The following is a 22,105-nucleotide window of genomic DNA, read 5'->3' as shown; positions in this document are numbered from 1 at the left end:
TCATCACCTGAATGACTGGTATTTTCTTTATTCTGAATTTTCATAGTTACTTATTGATGTTCTTCTGTATCATCGTCATCAGGTTCCTGAGAAGTGCTATCTTCTAAATATACTTCTAACAAACCATTTGGAAGATTAGTATAAAGCTCCTTTTTCTCTCTGTTCACAGTCTTTACAATATCATCATCAATCGGAATCAATATTTCTTTGCCTTCATATTGCATAGCAATCAGATCTTGTCTGTCTGAAGTATATACAGCCAGTACTTTTCCTAATTTACCCTTTTCTTCATCAATCACATCATAACTAATAATTTCATGGTAATAGAACTGGTCATCATCTTCCAGTTCAGGCAAATTATCTTCAGGCAGGTAAATATCACAATTTACCAGTTTCTGCGCTTCTTCAATAGTGTCAATATCCTCAAACTTAATAATTGATTTATTAGGTCTGATTTGTATTTCTTCCACAAAGTGTGGCACCAGTTCTCCTTTTATTTCTAATAGTACGGAGTCTAACTCTTCATAGTCTTCCGGGTAATCAACATCAAGCCAAATGGCCAGTTCCCCTTTAAGCCCATGTGTTTTAGTTATCTTGCCTAATAAATAACAATCCTCTTTGGTCATATCTTTATCAAGTTTAATATAAAAATCCCCGCTTTTGGGCGAGGATTCTCTATCATTTCTTTAGAACTTCTTTCTAAGAAAAGCTTATGCTTCTGCTGACTCTTCAGTAGTTTCGGCTGAAGGAGCTTCTTCACTAGCTTCAGTCGGATTTGCTGCCGCTTCGGCTTCAGCTTGGGCTTTTTGTTGAGCCGCTTCCATATCAGCACGTTTTTTACGTTCTGCTTCTAAGGCCGCTTTCTTGATACTATCTTTACCTTCTGTTAATTTAGCAATTCTCGACTCACGTTTTTCTTGTTTGTCTTTCGACCAAGACTCAAAACGTGCATCTGCTACTTCTTGTGTAATAGCACCTTTATCAACACCTATTTGTAAATGCTTTTTAAACATTATACCTTTTACCGACAAAATTTTGCGTGTGGTGTCTGTTGGTTCAGCACCAACCATTAACCAATACAAAGCTCTGTCATCTTTCAATGTAATACCCGCCGGGGTAGATTGAGGATTATACTGACCCAATTTCTCAATAAACTTACCATCACGTGGTGAGCGAGCGTCAGCTACCACGATATCATATAATGGTGCTTTCTTACGTCCTCTTTTTGCTAATCTGATTTTAACTGCCATTGTTATTTGTTTTTTAATGGGGAGCCCGTCCCCTTTCCGCATTTTTGGGACTGCAAAAGTATAAAAAACCCTTGTAAAATCAAAGTTTCACAAGGTTTTTTTAGCAAATTACTTGTTCTTTCGTATTTTTATACACACTATTAATAAAGAAGAAGTAAGCCTATAAGCCGAATTCTGTCGTTTAATGATTCTCCATAAGATATTCATTAAAGTCTTATCATTTATCTGGAATAATAGTCGCCTATTATTTCTATCAACCTACCCTCCGACTCAGGCGAGCAGCCTTTTAAACAATCTTACGATTGCTCTTGTCGGTTTATTTGGTCTTTCAGTTCATGAGGTTTACCATGCCTTGATTGTTGCCAACACAAGCGGTAGGCTCTTACTCCACCTTTTCACCCTTACCCGAAGGCGGTATATTTTCTGTGGTACTGGCTGTAGATAATCAATCACTCAATTATCCCCTACCCGTTAGGTAGCATGATGCTCTGCACTGTTCGGACTTTCCTCAACTTTATCGGGGTATCCCAAAAGCAGCGATAAGACGGCTTACTTTTTCTTAATACAAAACTAACTGATACTTGTATATAATGCAACTTATATCACTGCTGATACCTATCAAAAATATTTAACTGACTAAGCGGTGCCATAGCAAAACCTCGCTAAAAAAGTTTTATTTAATTATTATACGAAGTAATTCAATTATAAACCATCTACTTTTAACTCAACTTTTCCTTTAGCTAAAACAACTGCTACAATGCTTGAGGGTGTCAGATAAACTTTATCCGGCAATACACTATCAATCTTTCCGCTTAATCGCACCCCTTTTCTATATTCACTATTCATAGCTGTTTCAACATTTTGTTTAGCATATCCCAGCAACTCATCTACAGGTAGCCCATATTCTTCTTCTATCATTTTCACCATTCGTCCTTCCAGCACCCATGCTGCTGCTCTCGCTAAAATATTCTTTGTCTTTATGTCAAATTGTGTATTGCTCAACACGATACTCTTCTTTGCCGGATTATAAACCGGAATGCCTTTGATATAAATCGTTCCTTTCAGATTCCCCTTCACATCAGCCTTAATTACCAGAAACTCATTGCTTCCATAAATATCCAAATCTGTTATCTCGATTTTGTATTTTCCCTCTTTAAAATCATAGGTCTTACCAATAAACATTTTTTTTGCCACTGATGCTGCTTCCACAAACGGCACATCACTCATAAGACCAACCTGAAACTCATTCGGAATTGTTGATACTAATTTAAGATTAGGCACTGTATTGACTGATAATGGTGCAGCAGGTTTCTCGCCGGTGATAGTTTCTGTATATGCTTTAATACCCAATACAGACTTTACGGCTCTGCCCGCTGTAGTCAAGGGTGTCATAAAAATCTCTAAAGGCGTAATTCTTACCCAAGTTCTATATTCATTTGACACCAGGTAAGGTTGTAAGGCAGCATTCCAAGCTTGAACCACGTAAGGCTTTATGGTAAGGTTTTTTGCGACTGCTTCATCTATCGACTTTGCAAATCTTGTGTGGTTATTATCAATAATTTTTCCTACAATAAAGTCAATTGGTACATCAAAACCAATGTTTATTTTAGGCTTTGTAATCCATTCATATCCATTCGGGGTTGTAAAAGTCTGGACGGCCCAATCGGGCTTTATCGTGAACTTGGTAGAGAACTTTAAATTCATCTCAAATTCAATTGGAACATATTTCATTATGCCAAATGCACCAATACCTTGTTCAGCCCAAACTTTAATTGGTACAGTAAAATCAAACACATCATTTGTTGCTGCTGTAATAAGAATATTAGATTTTTTCCATACTTTACATTTAAAATTATCATTATTTCCATCTGTATAGCTATTGTCTTCGTAAATAAGCCCTGCAATAGATACATTAATCTGCCTTTCAATATCACTCATTGATATATCGAACGGGATACTGATATTTGAAAAAACTTTTTGCACACGAACAGAATCTTGTAAATACTTTTCCTCCGGAGCTTCCGGATTAGCTTTCTGGGCATTGGCATTTAAAAATGAACAAAAAAATGCAATTACTATAAAATGAACAGATACGTTTGACTTTTTCATTATGAATAAATAATTGGGAACTTGTGCAAAACGCACAAAACCAAAAAAAATTATTGGTTTAAGAAGTGAATACTATTTAATCTTAATTTTCGTAGCACCATATCCAAACTTCTCTTTCTGAGCATCTTCAAACCACGCCACATTTTTATGACCTGATAGTTTTCTTTGTATCTCCTGCCTTAATACACCATTCCCTACGCCATGTATAAAGGTTATTTCATCCATACCGCTCGCTATCGCCTGCTCAAACTTAGTTAAAAACGTGTTTAGCTGTAATTCAAGCATTTCTGCATTATTCATTGACCGATGGTTTTTGGTCAGCTCTTCAATATGCAAATCAACTATCTGCGTAGGTTTCTCATAAGTCTTTGGTAAAACATCTGCTGTTTTTTTCTCCATCATTCCTTCTTTCAGCTTTGTTACATCAATAACGAGTTTTTTCTCCTGTTCTTTGGGTTTTTGCACAGTTACTTCTACTTCATCCGAATCAAGCTGATATAGATAAGCGTCCTTTTCTAATAAAGGTGCTTTTTTCTTGTAATTAGCCCAGGTATTAGAACGCACTCTCATTTTTTTGACAGAGAGGCTCGTTCGTCAAAAGGTCCGTCATTATAATAAAAGGCCTGAAAAGAAAAACTACCCCATTCTTCCATATCCTTGATCGCTAATTCCAGGGGCGATTTCTGAGAACTTTTGGCCTGAAGCACTCCTCCCAACAAACCCACATGAATCCTTTCGGTGTGTAAAGTCAATGTAAAAGGGAAATTCCAGTCAGAATTATTAATAAGATAGACGGCTACACTTTTATCATTAACTGGTAAAAAAGCTAAAAAAACTCCCTTATCAGCTTTGATTACTGGCTTAGTATCTTTTTGTTTAGTTACTTCATTGCCAGAGGATGGTTGAACAGGTTTAAAAAACTGTTGCTCTGTTTTCGAAACAATTGCTAATTCTCTCCTTAATACAGGTAGTTTAAATCCTGCTTCAATCTCAACCTCTACTACGTTATCTTTTAAAAATCGTGTAATTATTCCTTCTTCTTTCGAGTGTAAGAGCCTTACCTTATCTCCTATATTCATGGTGTGTTATTCGTTATGTAAAATTGTGTCTGTAAGCTATCAACAGACAATTTCTATAACAGCACAAACACTAAATTAATTTCATAGCATGCGCTAAAATCCAAATTTCTTTCTAAGAAAAATACTATTCTTACTCGTATGCAAATCTACTAAATATATAAAAAGCATTAAGAAGGGAATTGTAAAAATCTTTGCCTCCTAAGACTAAAGAAGCAATAAAACAGCCTTAAAATTTCAGATTCATAAATTCAGTAAAAATTACCAAAACCTTCGTTTTTAAATTTTATCTTAAATAAAACGAGAAATAAAAACAGTTAAACTCGTAAACGGTGTCATATTAAAATTCTTGATTGGCTTATTTACTTTTAGGGGAAAAACTGTGCAGCAACAAAACAGCTTTTTTATATAAAAAAATAAAATAAGGAAATAAAAATGATGTATTTTAAAAGCAGGAAGACAAAGAAAAATACAATAAATGCATTCTTTTCACATCAATAAAGTACAAAAAAAGCCTGACTCTATGTAAAAATACGGTAAAATGTTACCGTTAATTCATAAAATCAGGCTAAAAATTCGCAATACTATTAAAAAGTCTTTTTATTACGAAATATAAAAAATGATGGAAAGAGCCATAATTAATAGCTTCCAAGATATTTTCTGGTTACCCATTCAATTGAAGCTAAAATGAGCAAAACAAAGAAAACCCACTTTAAATTAATGAACTCATTCATCTCTTCAACACTCATTACTTTGTCTGGGCTTTGATTTGATGATAAGTATTCTTTCAATTTATCTAATTGATTAGCTACAAAAAACTTTCCGTTGTTTTGCTGAGCCAACGTACGTAGCATATTAAAATCAGCTGTATTGGTAAGCCCTTCTAAATCGGCATTTCTGACTATAAATTGTCCATCTACTACCTCACTCTTACCTAATACCTGTGTTGATGCTTTGTAGCGATATACCCCTTCGCCTAAGCCTGTTATTTCAAAACGGGTATTCTCCTGACTAATCGTATAATTATAACTCTTAGTGGTTCCTCTTTCGTCTGTAATGTCTAATTTGATATTCTGGTTATAAATGCGCTCATAGATATCGTTATAGGCTTCATTCTCAAAAATAACTTTATCATCAATCGAGAACTCGGGTGAAACAGGATAAACCCTTAATTTGCGTTTGTCGTCTTTCACTGAAATCAATTGTAGTGTTTTCATGAATATTTCATCCACTACTTCTTGTTTGTCAGTAAGTGCAAACTCTTCTAAACGCCATTGCCACATACCCTCTCCGGCCAAAACAGCAGATTTACGGGCATTGGCTGTATTAGCTATTAGAAGAGGCTTAGGCGTTACCAATGACCCAACTCTTTGGTAAAGGATAGTTTCGCTGCCTGTGGCCGGTCTATACTCTCCAAATGGAGATAACAACGGGGGTAATTTCTCCAGAATGTTTAGTTTTTCTCCATCAAGGTTAAACAGGTTGAAACTACTGTTAAACTTTGCTGTTACCTTATCTGCTCTTCCGGCCTGCGAAATAATACTCAATGTTTGTTGTAGGCCATTAAAGCTGGCAATATTAGACTGATTACCCAATATAAATAAAGTGGGCTTCTGTTGGGCTAATAAGCGGTTTATTAGACTTCCACCTGCTCCGTATAAATCAGGCAGCTGGTGGAGAATCAGGGCATCGAACGGTTGGTTCCCTATTTCACTGATATTATCACTCTGAATTATCTTTACTGTCAGTTCATAAAGTTCATTTTTTTCTATAATAGATTTAATGGCCTTGATATCTGGGTGTGGAGCCAAAGCAACTAATAGAACCTTTTCTTTTCCATCTACTACATCAATATAAACATCTCTTGAATTATTTCTTGTTGAAAACTCGCCACTACTTGGTACAACTTCTATAATATATCGTTGCATACCTTTTTGCTCGGCAGCCGTATAAAAAGTTACCTGCTTAAGGTCTGTAGGCTTATCGAAACTGATAATTTGTTTGTCTAATACTTTACCTCCCTGTTTCAATAAAACTGAGGTGGACTTCCCCAGGTATCCAAAACTCGAAATTTCGGCCTGCACAGGGAATTTATTACTCAAATAGGCTATTCTATTGGTATAAACTGCGTTAAGTTTTATATCTTTTTTCTGGGTAGTATCTCCAAGTCCTATCGAATGAATATTGAAATTATATTTTCCATAAGTGGGCGAAATACCTGAGTTAGCAATCCCATCAGATACTAAGATGACATCTGTAAGGTTTCTTCCCTCGTAATTATTTTTCACATTTGCCAGTAAACCTGATAAATCAGAAGTTTTTTCTCCGAATTTTATACCATTAATATCTTTGTTATCACCTTCCTCATCAAAAGTCTTGATTTCTACACTTGCACCTTTAGACTCAATATCATCTTTCAGCTTTTGCAAATTATCTTTTAGTTGTGTCAGCTTATCCTGACCTCCTTGTGCCATCGATGTTGAATTATCAATAGCTAATACTACTGTTGGCTTCTCAATTGTCGACTTATTACTTCTTAATAAAGGGTTTATCAGCAGAAAAGCTAAAAGTGCTACCAGCAAGCCCCTGGCAACAGCTAAAAGCCTGTTTTGTAGTACTGAAAAGTTGGTCTTTTTTTGGTATAATACAACAGCATAAACTGCTCCTGCGAGCAAGCAAAGTATAATAAACCATGGTGAAGATTGAAAGATAAGTTCGGATTTCATAAACCCCGGATTCCGTTAATTAACGTGAAATTTTTATTAAAAAATAGTACTACTAAAACAACACCTTAAGTGAACAAATATTTTGCCAAGATACAAAAAAATATCGTCAAGGGTAGCTATTAATCACCCTTGACGATAGAAACTACGACAGAATACTATGAATACATGATAGATGCTTACATCAGCATACCTCCATCAACCTGCAAAACCTGTCCGGTTATATATTTTGACATATCAGAGCCTAAAAATACACAAGCATTCGCTACTTCTTCACCCTGACCTGCCCGTTTCAATGGGATATTTTTCAACCAGTCTTCCAAAGCCTTTTCATTCAGTTCTCCAGTCATTTCTGTTTCAATAAAACCCGGAGCAAGTGCATTAGAACGGATATTTCTTGATCCTAATTCTTTAGCAACAGATTTGGTAAAACCGATAATACCTGCTTTAGAAGCCGAATAATTAGCCTGCCCGGCATTACCCATTAAACCTACTACAGAAGTAATATTGATAATTGACCCCTGTTTTGCCCTCATCATCGGCTTTGTTGCTGCCTTGGTAAGATTAAAAACTGATTTCAAGTTTACTCGCAACACTTCATCCCATTGTTCTTCTGACATACGCATTAAGAGTGTATCTCGGGTGATTCCGGCATTATTAACCAGAATATCTACGGTTCCAAAGTCGCTTACAACATCTGTAATTAGCTGCTCGGCAGCGGTATAATCAGAGGCATCAGAACGATACCCCTTAGCTTTTACACCATAGTCCGCCAATTCGGCTTCTAAGGCCTGCCCTTTCTCTACGCTTGATAAGTACGTAAATGCGATATTTGCCCCTTGTTCTGCGAACTTTTTAGCAATTTCTCTCCCAATTCCACGTGAGGCTCCCGTAACTAAGGCAATTTTATTTTCGAGTAATTTCATGTATGATTTTGAATAATTAGTGTTAAACGGATTCAGTTAAGGTTTCAATGGCTTCTTTTTCTCTTTTCAGGTCTTCTCTTAAGCCTTTACTGGTCTTGGTACTTCCATCGTGAGACCAGCCTGGAGGCATAAACATATATTTTATTTTGGTAAATAAACTCACCGGCTTTTTTAAATCAGCAACTAATTTTACCCATTCATGGAACACAATATTAACCGCATTCCTGTTTTCTAAAGGCGAAACAAGGCCATACTTAATAGGCAAATCATCGATTTCTTCCTGAAAAGTACCGAACATTCTATCCCATATAGTAAGGCACATTCCCATATTTTTATCCAGATACTCTATATTAGACGCATGGTGTACCCGGTGCTGTGATGGCGTAACTATTACGTATTCTAATAATTTTAAAGGCATTTTGCGAAACTTTGGCACATAACTGGTATGTACCAGGATACCATAAATCTGGGTTATGGAATACATCACTGCAATATCTGCCACTTTAAATCCCATTAACGATAGCGGTATAAAATAGATGAATCTATATAGCGGTTGGAATACTGATGAGCGAAAGCCAACTGTCAAGTTAAATTGCTCAGATGAATGGTGGGTAACATGTGCCGCCCAGAAGAATCTTGAATGATGGTCAACCACATGTAAGATATAAAACACAAAATCTTCGGCTATAAACAATAAAAACCAGTAAAGAATCGGATTTTGTATTTCGAAGAAACGGTATTGAAAAAACCAGGCCAGTATCACCCAGGTAACCCCACGAGATAACAAATCAATGCCTCCGTTCAGCAGCATCAGATAAATATTAGTAACAGTATCTTTAAAGGTATAAAACCGACGATCCTGAATGCTACTTAATACGATTTCTCCAAGAATCAAAAAAGTATATAGAGGCGTTGAAAAAATAATAACAAGCTGCTCAATGGTGTAGTTTTTAAGACTTTCGAACATAAAAAAGCAAATAATTAAAACATATTAAACTTCTTGTAATCAGGGCTTTAAGGCTTTTTGATTTAAGTACGCCCCTGAACTACAATTACTATCTCTCCTTTAATGCTACGATTGGCGAAATTCGCAATGATTTCAGTTAAAGTTCCCCGAACGTTTTCTTCAAACATTTTAGTAATTTCTCTCGATACAGAGGCTTGTCTGTCTGCGCCAAAGGTTTCTACAAAATTTTCAAGTGTTTTAAGCAATCTGAACGGTGATTCATAGAAAATCATCGTTCTTTCTTCCTCTATAAGAGATTTTAATCTCGTTTGTCTGCCTTTTTTCACTGGAAGAAAACCTTCGAAGGTAAATCTATCACAAGGCAACCCAGAATTAACCAATGCTGGCACAAATGCAGTGGGTCCAGGCAGACATTCTACCTCTACCCCATTTCTTATGCACTCTCTTACCAATAAAAAACCGGGATCAGAGATAGCCGGCGTACCTGCATCTGATACAAGTACGATTTTTTCTCCCTTTTTAAGCCTTTCTACCACCTTTCCCACAGTCTGGTGTTCATTAAAAGCGTGATGGCTTTGCAAAGGCTTAGTTATATTCAGATGTTTAAGAAGAAAACCTGTATTGCGTGTATCTTCAGAGAGTATTAAATCAGCTTCTTTAATTACATTGATTGCTCTCAATGTAATGTCTTCTAAATTGCCAATTGGTGTCGGTACAAGAACAAGCTTCACTATATTTTTTTTCGACAAAAGTACAAATTTCAACGTTCAACTGGAAGATTATCCTGAATTAAAAGCTTATTAATAGGATATTTTTATAAGAAATCACTAATATTTAGCCGTTTAATAAAAAACTGACATTCATTTGTTATATTATTTTCAAAAATTTCTGAAAATACTTGACAAAACAAAATTAAATACATAGTTTTGAAGAACTAATAAACCTTATAAGCCATGTTATTAGCAGCCATAGCCCTCGCCGTAGGTGGTCTGATGATGACCAAAGTACGTGCAACAACTGAGCTTTATGCTCCAAAAGGTTACCTGATGAGTTTACAAACTCGCCCACGTAACGTTTATTCTTATTAATTTAAAGTCCCCTATTGTTATTCAAAAATCTGTATCACAACTTGAAATACCTATTATTAATACAATTTTTGAATGTTTGTGCTTTTTTTTAACTAAAACTACCGTAAAAGAGTCCTATTTTAGGATAAAAAAATCCAATTATTGACTTATAGTTTTTTTAGTTATTGCTTTTTTGCAAGGAATTTTAGAAAATTGTACACATTAAACGTGCTTAAAACTATGTTACTACTTACTATCGCATCACTCGCTTTTGGTGGTCTTTTAATGACCCGCATGAATGAAGAAAAAGAATTATATGCACCAAAAGGATATTTGGCTCGCTTACAATCTCGTCCTCGTTCAGTTTACGCCTGGTAATATCCCTGTTTAATACAGATTACGTTGCTTAGAATACACAAAATGTGTATTTATCGATACTGTTTTTGCTTTTCGGACAATGAGATGAATCCCAATTTACAATAAAAAAAGGTTTTTCTCCAGGTCTTCAATAATATAGTCTGCCTCCTCTAAGCCGATATAAAATCGGATCATACTTGCTTGTGGGTCTGTCTCGCTAACAAATGCACATTTGGGCATTATTAGAGATTCGTGTCCTCCCCAGGACACCGCAATCAGAAAACTCTGTAAAGATTCACAGAATTTTTTGATTGATGATATATCTTTGTTTTTAAGTGATACGGTAAACATCCCCATTGGCATTTTCATTTGCTTATTCACAAGGTCGATTTGAGGATTAGATTCTTCAAATGGATACCATATTTTGTCTATTTTAGGCGACTTTCTAAGAAAGTCAAGTATTTTCAATGTACTTTCTGAAGATTGTTTGAGCCTGATGGGTAAAGTACGGAGACTGCGCAACATAAGCCAGGCGTTTTGTGGAGACAAGATATTCCCAAAAGTCATATACTCGTTATAGAAAATTTGGGTCATTTTCTCTTTTGAACCACAAATAGCACCTGCTACTATATCGCTATGTCCATTATAGTATTTAGTGGCTGAGTAAATTATTATGTCTATACCAAATTCAATAGGTTTCTGGCAAAGAGCCGTACAATAACTATTATCTATAATGGTTATAATACCTTTTTTTCTGGCTAATTCGGCAATTTTTTCTAAGTCCTGAATTTCGAATGTCCACGAAATGGGTGATTCTAAATAAATTAGACGGGTTTTATCAGAAATTGTCTCAACAAAATTGTTAATATCAGTCCCATCTATAAAAGTAGTAGTAATTCCAAACCGAGGAAGTGTATTTGTCATGAGCCGGGTAGCCCAGCTATAGACGTTTTTAACAGAAACAATATGATCGCCCATACTTACTTGCGACATAATTGCGTTGGTAATAGCGGCGGCTCCACTGCCAACCATTAAACAATCTTCTGCTCCCTCCAATGCTGCCATTTTTTGGCATAGCATATTTACTGTGGGGTTATTACCTCTTGTATAAATGTGTTCATCTTTTTCATGCGTAACTGCATAGGCAAATTCATCTACCGTTGGATAAGCAAAATTACTTGTCTGAATAATGGGTGGGGCAACTGCATGAAAGTATTGCTCACGATTTTCAGCGAGCTGATTAATAATATAAGAGTCGTTCATAAGGTAATATTTCCCTGTTTAGCTTAAAAAAGTGTAGAAATGAATTACTAATTTGATTTTTTCTTAAAGAATAGATAAAAAACACAGCCGACTCCTAAAAAAAGTAATCCGGCACCTGCCTGCTGTGGTTTTTCAAGTAAAGTATTGCCTACTATAAAAGCACACATACCCATAAAAACAATAGCACCTATGCTTCCGGCAAGCGTTTTTTCCTTCAACAACCAAAAATAAGTCAAAGCTGCCAGGAAAAAAAAGGCCGTATCTACAAAAACCACATAAGTTATCAGATTTGAGAACGTTTTCCAGAAAATTAATAAAAAAATAGTCCACAAAGATTGAAAAATAATAGCCCAGAAGGGAGTTTTATAGGTAGGATGTATCTCAGCAAACTTCTTGAAAAACAATTTATCGTCTGCCATAGCAAAATAAATACGTGGAGCCGTCAGAATATAAATACCAATAGTACCTAAAACAGATAATATTATTAAAAAGGAAATAAATTTACCACCTATCGACCATACCACACTAATCGCATCTGAAGCAACACTATTAGAAGTGGCTATGTTACTGATTGGTAATAGTCTCAAATAAGCAATATTGATTGTTAAATAGGCCAGGCATACAACAAATATGCCCAGAATCATAGCTTTTGGCACTATTCTGGCGGCATCTTTCACCTCTCCAGCCACAAAAGTAGCATGTTGATACCCCCCATAAGAGAATGAAACTCCTATCAGGGCAAGCCCAAAAGCTGAAATTAATGATAAATTATTCGTATTTTCAGGCAAATTGAAATTATTCAGATGAATTTCTTCATTTACGCCAAACAAAATACCAATAACTACAACTATAAAAATACCCAACAGCTTGGTACTGGTAAAAATGCTGGCAAAGATACTTCCCAGTTTTACCCCTACGATATTCATAATGGTAAGCGCTACAATAGTAAAAACAGCTATGATTACCTGAACATTTTCTGAAATTTCTATAAAAACGCCGAGATAAGAAGTAAAAACCAAACTTAACGCTGCCAATGACCCTGTATTAATAACCACAAGCATCGACCATCCATAAAGAAATGCAGGTAATTCGCCGAAAGCCTCTTTAATAAACACATAAAAACCACCTACTTTAGAAAACTTAGAAGAAATACTGGCAAAAGTAAGTGCTCCACAAACAGCTATAATAGCTCCCATTACCCAAACCGAAAGCATAAGTCCTTCTGATGGTAAGTAAGTGGCAATCTCTGATGGTGTTTTAAAAATACCTGACCCAATACTTGAGCCAATAGCAATCATGGTTAAACTATATAAGCTTATGGCTCTTTTAAACTGGTCAGACATTTTATTGGTTATAGTTTTGTTAAAAAAGAACGAGTAAAAGCGTCGTTTTTCGGATTTTTTTATACACTTGTGCAGGATTTATTATGGCTGAGAATTAAATGTACTGTACAATATATCAAGCAAGCAACAAATATTCAATTCTCAGCCATAATAGTTAGCTATATGATCAGCTTTTTTCAAGGTTTTCGTATAAAAAAATCTAATTTCTTGGGATTTGGTATTATGTAGCAAAAAACATACTCTTGTAAGTAATTGATTATCAACACTTTATAAACACCAATTAGCACTTAAAATTACTACTTTATTTAAGCAACTTATCTATGGCTTTTGCCAAATCTCTGTCTTTATCAGTAACAATATTCCCTGCATCATGTGTTGATAGAGTAATATTTACTTTATTGTAGGTATTTGACCAGTCAGGATGGTGTCCTTGAGTTTCCGCTAAAAATGCGACACGGGTCATAAAGGCAAAAGCTTCCGAGAAATCTTTAAATTTGAAGGTTCTGCTTAATTTATTGTCTTCTTCCTTCCACATAATTTTAATTGTTAAATGTGTGTATCTGAAACCTCAATACAATATACAACAAAAAAAAGCCGAATCAAATGATTCGGCTTTTGCAGAGAGAGAGGGATTCGAACCCCCGGACCTTTAACAGTCAACGGTTTTCAAGACCGCCGCAATCGACCACTCTGCCATCTCTCTGTGTTACTGAAATGTTTTGCAAAGATACGGCTTTCCTCAATTAATGTCAACCCCTCGCTAAATAATTTTTAGTTTTTTTTTCCTTTCAGAAGCCCTCGAAAAACCGTAAATTTGTGAAAATTTTACGAATACTTCTTTTTGTGGAAACAATCGAACAACTTCCAACTTTCGAAACTGCCAAAAAACTTGGCTTATTGCCCGAAGAATTTGAGAAAATCAAACAAATCTTAGGACGAACTCCCAACTTCACTGAACTATCCATTTTTTCAGTGATGTGGTCGGAGCACTGCTCATACAAAAATTCTATTGTATGGCTAAAAACATTACCGCGTGATTCTGACCGCATGTTAGCAAAAGCAGGTGAGGAAAATGCAGGTCTGGTTGATATTGGTGATGGTCTGGCATGTAGCTTCAAGATAGAATCACACAATCACCCTTCTGCATTAGAACCTTATCAGGGTGCTGCTACTGGTGTAGGTGGAATCAACCGTGATATTTTCACGATGGGTGCTCGCCCTATTGCTCAATTAAATTCTCTCCGATTCGGAAACATCAACTCCCCAAAAACACAACGTCTATTAAAAGGTGTGGTAAAAGGAATTGGTGATTATGGTAATGCCTTTGGGATTCCGACAGTTGGTGGTGAAATCTATTTCGACGATTGTTATAATACCAATCCTTTGGTGAATGCCTTTTCTGCTGGTATAGTTGAAGTTGGTAAACAAGCGTCGGCTACCTCTTATGGTGTGGGCAATCCGGTATTTATAGTTGGGTCTGCTACCGGAAAAGATGGAATTCATGGAGCAACTTTTGCCTCAGAAGATATTACCGATAAATCAACGGAGAAACTTCCGGCTGTTCAGGTAGGGGATCCCTTTATGGAAAAACTATTGTTAGAAGCTACTTTAGAAATTCTCGGTAGCGGCTATGTAATCGGAATCCAGGATATGGGTGCAGCAGGTATCATCTGCTCTACTTCTGAAATGAGTGCCAAAGGCGAACATGGAATGATTATAGATTTGGATAAAGTTCCGACCCGTCAGTCAAACATGCACGGTTGGGAGATTTTACTCTCAGAATCGCAGGAAAGAATGTTGGTGGTAGTACAAAAAGGTAAAGAAGATTTAATCAAAACTATATTTGATAAATGGGATTTGCATTGTGCCCAGATTGGTGAAGTAACCGATACCCAACGACTCCATTTCTATCAACACGGGAAATTGATTGCTGATGTTCCGGCAGAAGATTTAGTTTTGGGTGGTGGAGCTCCACAATATCATCGCAAATATAGTGAGCCTGCTTATTATCAGGAATTCAAAAAATTCGACATTAACTCAGTGGCCGATATTAATGGCCAGGCAGAATTGGTAAAAATAGCAGAACATCTTTTGTCTCACCCAAATATCTGTTCACGCAAATGGATTACCGAACAATATGATTCAACAGTTGGAACTGCCAACCGTAGCACAAACCGTCCGTCGGATGCGGCAGTAGTAAGATTAAGAAATCCTGAAAAAGGCAATTTAGATAAAGCCATTGTTATTACTGTTGATTGTAACGGAAGATATGTAAATGCCGATCCGGAAATTGGTTGCCAGATTGCCGTATCTGAAGCAGCGCGTAATATTGTGTGTACTGGAGGCGAACCGTTGGCTATTACCAATAATCTGAATTTTGGAAACCCATATAATCCCGAAGTGTACTGGCAATTTGTTGGTGCTGTAAAAGGAATGAGTAAAGCTTGTATCAAATTCAGTACTCCGGTAACTGGTGGTAATGTAAGTTTCTATAACCAAAGTTCAGATGATGGCCCAGTATTTCCTACGCCAACTATAGGTATGTTAGGTTTGTTAGAAAATACTGAGAACCACATGACCTTGAATTTCAAAAATGCCGGAGATTTAATTTACTTAGTGGGTGAGCCAAAAAACGACATTGCCTCTTCTGAGTATCTATATTCATACCGTGACGTAAAAGCATCTCCTGCTCCTGCATTTGATTTGGATACCGAGTTCAATGTACAACAAGCTATCAAAGAATTGATTCAAAATAAACTAGTTCAATCAGTACATGACATTTCAGATGGAGGATTGTTTATCACATTGGCAGAATCGTCATTTACCAATGAATTAGGTTTCAGTATTAAAACGGATGCTCAATTAAGAACCGATGCTTTCTTATTTGGTGAAGCCCAAAGCCGAGTTGTAATTTCAGCGAATAATTCGCAAAAGGATTCGATTGAAAATTTATTACGAAGCAAAAATGTAAGTTTTACTTTTTTAGGCGAAGTAAATGAAGGAAGCTTTATTATTGACGGAGAAACAGTGATTACATGCAAAACTGCTAAAAATCTTTATGATAATGTGATAGGAAAAATCATGAATTAAGACTTAGCAAATTTCTATAAATGAATAAAGACCTCTTAACGGAGGTCTTTATTTTTTTATCATTACCAAAAACAAAGAACTTCCAAAGCCCCCGTTCGTAAAAATCTTTTCCTCTACTTTCACAATCTTGTATAATATATTATTCACAAAATTCCCAGGTACACTCACATCTGACTTAATCTCAGCTCTGTTAATTAAATTGAACTTTAACTGAAACTGCTGAAGTAATCGAACCGATAAAATCAAAGGAGACAAGAAAAGGCTCCAATATGAGTAGCGAAAAATCTTTAATCCGGTTTGGGTCAGGTATTTTTCAAAGTCACTTTTTGTAAATCTTTGTAAACCACCTACTGCTATATCGTGTGTTCCATAAAAAATATCGAAAGCATTGTTGTTTGAAATCAAAATTCCATTAGATTTCAATTTTCTCTCAAGATTTTTCAGGGCTTTCACGATAATATTATCTTCAAACTGATATAATACATCATCGTTAATAATCACATCAAAAGAAGAATCTACAAATTCAAGATCAAAATTGGTAACATCAATGTGCTGAACTTTCAATTTCCGTTCCTTGCAGAAACTCACCGCATCTTTTGAAAAATCAAATCCCTCAATATTCTTATAACCGTGCTGAATTAAAAAACTCATTAATCCTCCTGTTCCACAACCGGCATCAAGAATATTTATACTTTTGTCCTCTGCAAATTTCGATTTAATCTCTTTCAGAATTTTCTCATGCAGAATTTTATACCACCAAAGTTTCTCTTCAGAGTCATACATCATCTGGTATTCTTCTCTACTACTTAACATGATTTGAGTTATACTTTTCTACGAACTGCGGAGTTTCGTTCTGAGTTAGGAATAATTTACCAACATATTCACCAATGATACCTATCGAGCTAAGTTGTATTCCCCCAAAGAAAATAAACATAAGTATTTGCCAGTCAGCAATTACATTGATTAAATATAAAAAAGTAAGTATTAAAGATGAAGCTATCAGGAATATACCTGTTGCCTGTACAAACCGAATAGGTAAAAGTGAGTAAACAAAAACAATGATAATAAAAAGTCTGACTAATTTCTTAATGGTATAGTTAGACTCGCCTTCCATTCTATCATTATGTGCTACCTCCACTCTTCCCACATTATTGGTAACTCTGAAAATCAAGGCATCAATATATGGATAGGGCCCTGTATATTTAATAATCTCAGCAATAACTTCTTTACTGATGAGTTTAAAACTTGATAAATATAAATTTGCAGGTTTATGAATCAACCAGGTAGTGATTCGGTTAACTACCCAACTTCCGAGGTTTCTGAAAAAATGATGTTTCTTATCTGTGTAGTAACTATACACTACATCACGGTTTTCTTGCTGAGCTTTGTTAAGAAGTTTAAGAATTTCTGAAGGAGGATTCTGGAAATCATCATCTATAATTACGGCATATTTTCCTTTCACATATCGCAACCCACAAATAACCGCATTAAATTCTCCGAAATTTTTACGAAGGGAAATAAAATGAAGATTCTTATATTTTTCGTTCAGTGAAAAACACACTTGCTCTGAATTATCCGGACTGCCATCGTTTACCAGTATTATTTCAAAGTCATACTTCTTTAGTTCGTCTTGTAGTTTTTCTACAAGTTTAGTAATCGTTTTTTCTCCTTTATAAACAGGTATAACTACAGATAATAACATAGGCGACTCAATACGAATTAATTTTTTCGATTATATAACTCACCTCTTCTTCTAACAAGGTAGCATTTAGTGGCAAGCTTATTACCTGCTGATGTATTTTTTCTGAAATCGGATAAGAATCATTGTTCCAGTCTTTGTAGGCCAACTGTTGATGTGGCGGAACCGGATAATGAACATCTGAGCCAATTTTATTTTGAGAAAGATACTCTCTGAATTTATCACGGTCTCGGGTTCTTACTACAAACAAATGCCAGACATCTTCCATTATTGTTCCGGCAAATGGTAAAGTAATTGTCGGGTTATTAATTTCAGTTAAATATCTTTTTGCAATTGACTGGCGAACTTTATTTTCATTATCCAGATTCGGCAACTTTACACTCAGGATAGCTGCCTGCATTTCATCTAACCGACTATTGATTCCTTGCTCCTCGAAAACATATTTTTCTCCTGACCCATAGTTCCTCAAAGCTCGTATCTTACTTGCCAGAACATCATCATTGGTTGTTACTGCTCCTGCATCGCCCATCGCTCCCAGGTTTTTTGTCGGATAAAAACTAAATCCTGCTCCATCCGACAAATTACCTGCTTTTTTATTCTGATAAATAGCTCCATGAGACTGGGCTGCATCTTCAAAAACTTTTAAATTATTTCTTTTCGCAATTTCATTGATTGGCTCCATCTCGCAACACTTGCCATAAAGGTGCACCACTAAAATTGCTTTAGTATTTTTGGTAATTTTTTCTTCAATCTTTTTTGGGTCAATCAGGTAAGTATGGATGTCTGGTTCTACTAAAACAGGAGTAAGACCAGCCAATGAAATAGCAAGTATACTCGCAATATAGGTGTTTGATGGAACGAGAACTTCTGAACCCTTTGGAAAATCAGAAGCCTTTAACAAAAGTAGCAATGCATCAAGACCGTTGGCAACACCTATACAATGTTTGGTTTCGCAATATTCTGCAAATGATTTTTCAAAAACTTTTACTTCCTCACCCAATATATACCATCCTGACGCAATTTTTTTGGATAGCACCTCATTGATAGACTTCTCATAATCCCGATTCAATAATTTCAAATCTAAAAATGGGATATGATTCTTACGTGTGCTCAATGTATTTTTAAAATTTGTCATTTTTATCTTCCGCAAATTCCTTTAAAATCACACCTTTCACAAATTACCAGATTATTTGTCTGAATAAATGGGACTTCAGGATTAAGCATTTCTTTTATTAAATCGGCTAATATCTGCTCTGATTTTTCTATAAAACCAAAGATACTTGGGTTATCATTAAAACTCAAATTTACCTCTAAATTTTCTTTCATATTTCTAAAAGAATAAATTTTTGCTTTCACATCATGATTCTCAGGATTTTCTCCTCCTAATAAAAAACTCTTATCCTGATTTATACTCTTCAGCATAAGGTATTGATAAAGCCACAATTGTCTGAGTTTTTCTTTGTCTGGGTCAACCAAAGCTTCTTCTAAAATCTGTTCCTTTGCTTTTTCCAGTTCTTTTTTTCCCACTCTTCCGGTTTTATAATCAATTACTTTTATAGTATTCCCTTCTTTTTCAATTCTGTCAACACGTCCGGCAATTTTTACTTTTTGCACTTTTCCAAGAACAGGCACATCAAACACTACCTCAATTTTTCTTTCTGTTTCCAAAACCTGATAGGGGAAAACCTGACTTTGCTTTTGTTGTTTGAAAAAATCTTCCAACAATTGTTCAGCCACCTGCTTTAACAGGTAATTCATCCCAGAGTCAATTACGTATCCACCAAACTGCTCAAGGTAAGCAGTCTCTAATCTTTTCGGAATTTCGCTTACAATCGAATCAATTAATTCTTTTGTAATCATCGGTCCAAAATCGTTATCAATCTTCTCTAAAGTATTATGTAACCAGGTACCAAAAATATCTGCACCAAAATTCTCATCTACTTCTTCTCTCTTCGAAATCCTGGCAATCTTATTAAAATAGAATTTCATGGTGCAATGCAAATATTCATTCAGATAAGTCGGATAAAGACCATTACCAGAAATCAGTTGACTGACCTCAGCCAGAATATCCGTAGTTTTATGAATTGCTATCTTACTAACTACATCTTTATCAGCAGTTTTGTTATATTTTACCTTCGGATAGGAGATTTGAATTTTCTTATTTTCTTTAGCCAATTCATTCTCAATTTGTAAAATAAACCTGCTTTTTTCCGTAGCTCCTCCACTTACACCCTCCCCGGTAGGTATCACATATAAAATATCTATTTCTTTGGCCCGTTGCATAAGCCTGAAAAAATGATAAGACATTATGGCATTTTGATCTGAATGTACAGGCAAACCAAATTCTATTGATGCATCAAATGGAATTAAAGAATTAAGGTGTCGGGTTGCAGGTAATACGCCTTCATTGACCGAAAGAAAAATAACTCTTTCAAAATCAAGACAGCGTGTTTCAAGCATACCCATAATTTGCAAGTTAGCAATAGGCTCTCCGCTAAACGGAATTTTTTCCTGTTTGATTAATTCATATAAAAAATGTTTGAAACTTCTGAGGTTTAATTGGCGATTATTAAATTGTATTTTTTCAAGACGATTCAGAATCGTCAGGAACAAATATAAATACTCGGTTTCAATAGCATCTTTCGATTCCCTATATACAGCCCTCAGTTCATCAATCAAATCATAAAATGCTTGTAACGATTTCTGAGAATTATCTCCCCAACGGGTGAACAAAATTCTGAAAAGTTTATCACCCCTTCCAAACTCAAGCATTTCTTCTTCACTCAAGTAAACCAGATTTCCCTGTATAATTCTCCTAAGCGTTTCTCTGAAAATATTTATTTTAAAAGAACTCTCCTGATTAATATAATTCATCTGCTCATACCTGCGGCAGAATGGATGATTAAGTACCTTGAAAATATGACGATGACTATATTTGGCTACTTTTACCGTTTCACCTGATTTGTCTTTAAACTCGGCCACATTTTGCTGTAACTCAAAAATAGCATCAATCAAGGTAAATAACATAGAACCTCTCAGAGAGAGCCCCATCGTAATATTAAAATCTGATACCGCATTATCGAGCGAGTACATTAAAGGATATAGCAGATTCTCATCACACAAAACAATGGCTGTTGGCGTATCTGGTTTTTCTGCTATAACGTCTGCATAAATGGCTCCGGCTACTTTGGTCTGTAAAGTAGAATTTTCAACACCAATTATTCTGATTTTTTTCTCATCAGTTAATAAATGGTCTGTTTTCCAGTTCCATTGACCAAACTTCCCTCCGACCTTATATTTTCTTAGCTGGTTACCGCCTTTATGATTAAACTTTGGGTTCATAAAATACTCATCCGAATCCCAAAGCATTTCGGCCATATTGGCTTTTACTAATTTCTCAATGACTTTCTCTTCTGACTTACTGAAAGCATTGAACCCAATGAAATAGAATTTTTCAAAAACCCTGTTTTCCAGTAAAAGCGTATCTACCTCCTCTGCCAGCAGTCGATATGACATACCCCTATAACAGAAGCCTTTAATTCGCAATTCTCTATGCAGGTCGTTATACACATGATAGATATTTTCAAAGAGTTTAAAATATTTATCTGTATTAGAAGTACTTTCAACAAATGGCTTACTTATTTTTTCTAACTCTAAATTCCAACGGGCAATGGTTTGAGCCTCGCTTATATAATCAAATAATGCCTTTGGGTCGCCAATCAAGTATTGGTCTATGGTATCAAAATCTCTTAGCAAAGTAGGAGCCCATGCTATAAATCTATCAAAATTTACATTGGGGTCATACTTTCTGAATGTTTCATACAACTCAAATAATAAACCAACGGCGTCAATCTGGTTGAAACCCGACATTTTGGCAACAAAATCATCAATAGCAAAAACCTGTGGAGCCAAAAAAGGAACTTTTGAAACACGCGCTAAGTAACGCTTGAAATAATACACGGCTCTGCGGTTAGGCAAAATGACACAAATATTTTTCAATTGTGCCAAGGGGTGTTTATCAAAAACGTAACGAGCCGATTGTTCCAGAAATACCATTGAAATAACTAATACTATCAATAAATGAGTAGAAGCATCTATTTATTGTCAAGTGTAGAAACAGCTTATTGATAATATAGATAATCTTTATGCAAATTACAGCTTTTTATCAGATTTATTCAATGAAAATTATTATAAGGACAGAAATCTCTATTGAAAGGTATTTCAACAAAACTATA

19 protein-coding genes, 1 tRNA gene and 1 other RNA gene are annotated in these 22,105 nt (G+C 35.5%); 3 read left to right on the top strand and 18 right to left on the bottom strand.

The features are described from left to right. Window positions 1–50 precede the first annotated feature (50 nt). From rimM to rsmI, 10 genes are all read right to left on the bottom strand, one after another. Window positions 51–626, bottom strand: coding sequence for a ribosome maturation factor RimM (rimM, locus tag EWM59_RS02675; RefSeq protein ID WP_130019406.1), 576 nt, complete (start codon window positions 624–626; stop codon window positions 51–53). Between the two features lie 84 nt (window positions 627–710). Next, window positions 711–1,250, bottom strand: a complete 540-nt coding sequence (locus EWM59_RS02670) for a 30S ribosomal protein S16 (protein ID WP_130019405.1) — start codon at window positions 1,248–1,250, stop codon at window positions 711–713. Window positions 1,251–1,397: 147 nt separating this feature from the next. Continuing rightward, window positions 1,398–1,806: RNase P RNA component class A (gene rnpB / locus EWM59_RS02665), an RNA gene on the bottom strand. A gap of 146 nt (window positions 1,807–1,952) precedes the next feature. Next, complete coding sequence (locus EWM59_RS02660) at window positions 1,953–3,359, bottom strand: DUF4403 family protein (RefSeq protein WP_130019404.1); 1,407 nt, start codon at window positions 3,357–3,359, stop codon at window positions 1,953–1,955. Between the two features lie 72 nt (window positions 3,360–3,431). After that, window positions 3,432–3,929: a Smr/MutS family protein gene (locus EWM59_RS28335; RefSeq protein ID WP_229239267.1), complete on the bottom strand. Its 498-nt coding sequence runs from the start codon at window positions 3,927–3,929 to the stop codon at window positions 3,432–3,434. After that, a complete protein-coding gene (locus tag EWM59_RS28330) occupies window positions 3,926–4,438 on the bottom strand; it encodes a DUF8465 domain-containing protein (protein ID WP_229239266.1) in 513 nt (170 codons plus the stop codon). Before EWM59_RS28330 ends, EWM59_RS28335 begins: the two co-directional genes overlap by 4 nt. A 635-nt stretch (window positions 4,439–5,073) precedes the next feature. After that, a complete protein-coding gene (locus tag EWM59_RS02650; protein ID WP_130019403.1) occupies window positions 5,074–7,161 on the bottom strand; it encodes a vWA domain-containing protein in 2,088 nt (695 codons plus the stop codon). A 176-nt stretch (window positions 7,162–7,337) separates the two neighbouring features. Continuing rightward, a complete protein-coding gene (gene fabG, locus EWM59_RS02645) occupies window positions 7,338–8,084 on the bottom strand; it encodes a 3-oxoacyl-[acyl-carrier-protein] reductase (RefSeq protein ID WP_130019402.1) in 747 nt (248 codons plus the stop codon). 22 nt (window positions 8,085–8,106) lie between these two features. Then, window positions 8,107–9,051 (bottom strand): sterol desaturase family protein, encoded by a 945-nt coding sequence (locus tag EWM59_RS02640; protein ID WP_130019401.1) that lies wholly within the window; start codon window positions 9,049–9,051, stop codon window positions 8,107–8,109. Between the two features lie 62 nt (window positions 9,052–9,113). Next, entirely contained in the window at window positions 9,114–9,782 is a 669-nt protein-coding gene (gene rsmI, locus EWM59_RS02635; protein WP_130019514.1) for a 16S rRNA (cytidine(1402)-2'-O)-methyltransferase, read from the bottom strand. A 222-nt stretch (window positions 9,783–10,004) separates the two neighbouring features. On the opposite strand from rsmI, the gene EWM59_RS28545 reads away from it, so the two are divergent. Further along, entirely contained in the window at window positions 10,005–10,139 is a 135-nt protein-coding gene (locus EWM59_RS28545) for a hypothetical protein (protein ID WP_262709105.1), read from the top strand. 219 nt (window positions 10,140–10,358) lie between these two features. Beyond that, on the top strand, window positions 10,359–10,496 hold the full coding sequence (locus EWM59_RS27530; RefSeq protein ID WP_165372089.1) for a hypothetical protein: 138 nt from the start codon (window positions 10,359–10,361) through the stop codon (window positions 10,494–10,496). Window positions 10,497–10,592: 96 nt separating this feature from the next. Here EWM59_RS27530 and EWM59_RS02630 read toward each other — a convergent pair whose 3' ends face one another. From EWM59_RS02630 to EWM59_RS02615, 4 genes are all read right to left on the bottom strand, one after another. Further along, window positions 10,593–11,738 (bottom strand): trans-sulfuration enzyme family protein, encoded by a 1,146-nt coding sequence (locus EWM59_RS02630; protein ID WP_130019400.1) that lies wholly within the window; start codon window positions 11,736–11,738, stop codon window positions 10,593–10,595. 47 nt (window positions 11,739–11,785) lie between these two features. Next, entirely contained in the window at window positions 11,786–13,081 is a 1,296-nt protein-coding gene (locus tag EWM59_RS02625) for an APC family permease (RefSeq protein ID WP_130019399.1), read from the bottom strand. A 301-nt stretch (window positions 13,082–13,382) separates the two neighbouring features. After that, on the bottom strand, window positions 13,383–13,616 hold the full coding sequence (locus EWM59_RS02620) for a 4a-hydroxytetrahydrobiopterin dehydratase (RefSeq protein ID WP_130019398.1): 234 nt from the start codon (window positions 13,614–13,616) through the stop codon (window positions 13,383–13,385). Window positions 13,617–13,699: 83 nt separating this feature from the next. Then, a tRNA-Ser gene (locus EWM59_RS02615) sits at window positions 13,700–13,784 on the bottom strand. 140 nt (window positions 13,785–13,924) lie between these two features. Here EWM59_RS02615 and purL point away from each other — a divergent pair. Next, on the top strand, window positions 13,925–16,171 hold the full coding sequence (purL, locus tag EWM59_RS02610; RefSeq protein ID WP_130019513.1) for a phosphoribosylformylglycinamidine synthase subunit PurL: 2,247 nt from the start codon (window positions 13,925–13,927) through the stop codon (window positions 16,169–16,171). A gap of 48 nt (window positions 16,172–16,219) precedes the next feature. Here the strand turns inward: purL and EWM59_RS02605 are convergent, their stop codons facing one another. From EWM59_RS02605 to EWM59_RS02590, 4 genes are read right to left on the bottom strand one after another with little or no spacing between them, the layout of a single operon-like run. Then, window positions 16,220–16,984, bottom strand: coding sequence for a class I SAM-dependent methyltransferase (locus EWM59_RS02605; RefSeq protein WP_130019397.1), 765 nt, complete (start codon window positions 16,982–16,984; stop codon window positions 16,220–16,222). After that, window positions 16,974–17,873 carry a glycosyltransferase family 2 protein gene (locus tag EWM59_RS02600; protein ID WP_130019396.1) on the bottom strand — a complete coding sequence of 300 codons (900 nt, stop codon included), beginning with the start codon at window positions 17,871–17,873 and terminating at the stop codon, window positions 16,974–16,976. The genes EWM59_RS02605 and EWM59_RS02600 overlap by 11 nt, the downstream gene beginning before the upstream one ends. 7 nt (window positions 17,874–17,880) lie before the next feature. Continuing rightward, a complete protein-coding gene (locus EWM59_RS02595; protein WP_130019395.1) occupies window positions 17,881–19,005 on the bottom strand; it encodes a DegT/DnrJ/EryC1/StrS family aminotransferase in 1,125 nt (374 codons plus the stop codon). Window positions 19,006–19,007: 2 nt separating this feature from the next. After that, complete coding sequence (locus EWM59_RS02590) at window positions 19,008–21,947, bottom strand: PD-(D/E)XK nuclease family protein (protein ID WP_130019394.1); 2,940 nt, start codon at window positions 21,945–21,947, stop codon at window positions 19,008–19,010. Window positions 21,948–22,105 lie beyond the last annotated feature (158 nt).

This window comes from Emticicia agri (assembly GCF_004168285.1).
GTDB classification, from domain to species: Bacteria; Bacteroidota; Bacteroidia; order Cytophagales; family Spirosomataceae; genus Emticicia; species Emticicia agri.
This window is presented reverse-complemented; position numbering and strand designations above follow the sequence as displayed.

Bases quoted from the DNA above. Each gene is read 5' to 3' on its own strand.
- rimM (WP_130019406.1), bottom strand. From the start codon at position 626: ATGACCAAAGAGGATTGTTATTTATTAGGCAAGATAACTAAAACACAT.
- EWM59_RS02670 (WP_130019405.1), bottom strand. From the start codon at position 1,250: ATGGCAGTTAAAATCAGATTAGCAAAAAGAGGACGTAAGAAAGCACCA.
- EWM59_RS02660 (WP_130019404.1), bottom strand. From the start codon at position 3,359: ATGAAAAAGTCAAACGTATCTGTTCATTTTATAGTAATTGCATTTTTT.
- EWM59_RS28335 (WP_229239267.1), bottom strand. From the start codon at position 3,929: ATGAGAGTGCGTTCTAATACCTGGGCTAATTACAAGAAAAAAGCACCT.
- EWM59_RS28330 (WP_229239266.1), bottom strand. From the start codon at position 4,438: ATGAATATAGGAGATAAGGTAAGGCTCTTACACTCGAAAGAAGAAGGA.
- EWM59_RS02650 (WP_130019403.1), bottom strand. From the start codon at position 7,161: ATGAAATCCGAACTTATCTTTCAATCTTCACCATGGTTTATTATACTT.
- fabG (WP_130019402.1), bottom strand. From the start codon at position 8,084: ATGAAATTACTCGAAAATAAAATTGCCTTAGTTACGGGAGCCTCACGT.
- EWM59_RS02640 (WP_130019401.1), bottom strand. From the start codon at position 9,051: ATGTTCGAAAGTCTTAAAAACTACACCATTGAGCAGCTTGTTATTATT.
- EWM59_RS28545 (WP_262709105.1), top strand. From the start codon at position 10,005: ATGTTATTAGCAGCCATAGCCCTCGCCGTAGGTGGTCTGATGATGACC.
- EWM59_RS27530 (WP_165372089.1), top strand. From the start codon at position 10,359: ATGTTACTACTTACTATCGCATCACTCGCTTTTGGTGGTCTTTTAATG.
- EWM59_RS02630 (WP_130019400.1), bottom strand. From the start codon at position 11,738: ATGAACGACTCTTATATTATTAATCAGCTCGCTGAAAATCGTGAGCAA.
- EWM59_RS02625 (WP_130019399.1), bottom strand. From the start codon at position 13,081: ATGTCTGACCAGTTTAAAAGAGCCATAAGCTTATATAGTTTAACCATG.
- EWM59_RS02620 (WP_130019398.1), bottom strand. From the start codon at position 13,616: ATGTGGAAGGAAGAAGACAATAAATTAAGCAGAACCTTCAAATTTAAA.
- EWM59_RS02605 (WP_130019397.1), bottom strand. From the start codon at position 16,984: ATGTTAAGTAGTAGAGAAGAATACCAGATGATGTATGACTCTGAAGAG.
- EWM59_RS02600 (WP_130019396.1), bottom strand. From the start codon at position 17,873: ATGTTATTATCTGTAGTTATACCTGTTTATAAAGGAGAAAAAACGATT.
- EWM59_RS02595 (WP_130019395.1), bottom strand. From the start codon at position 19,005: ATGACAAATTTTAAAAATACATTGAGCACACGTAAGAATCATATCCCA.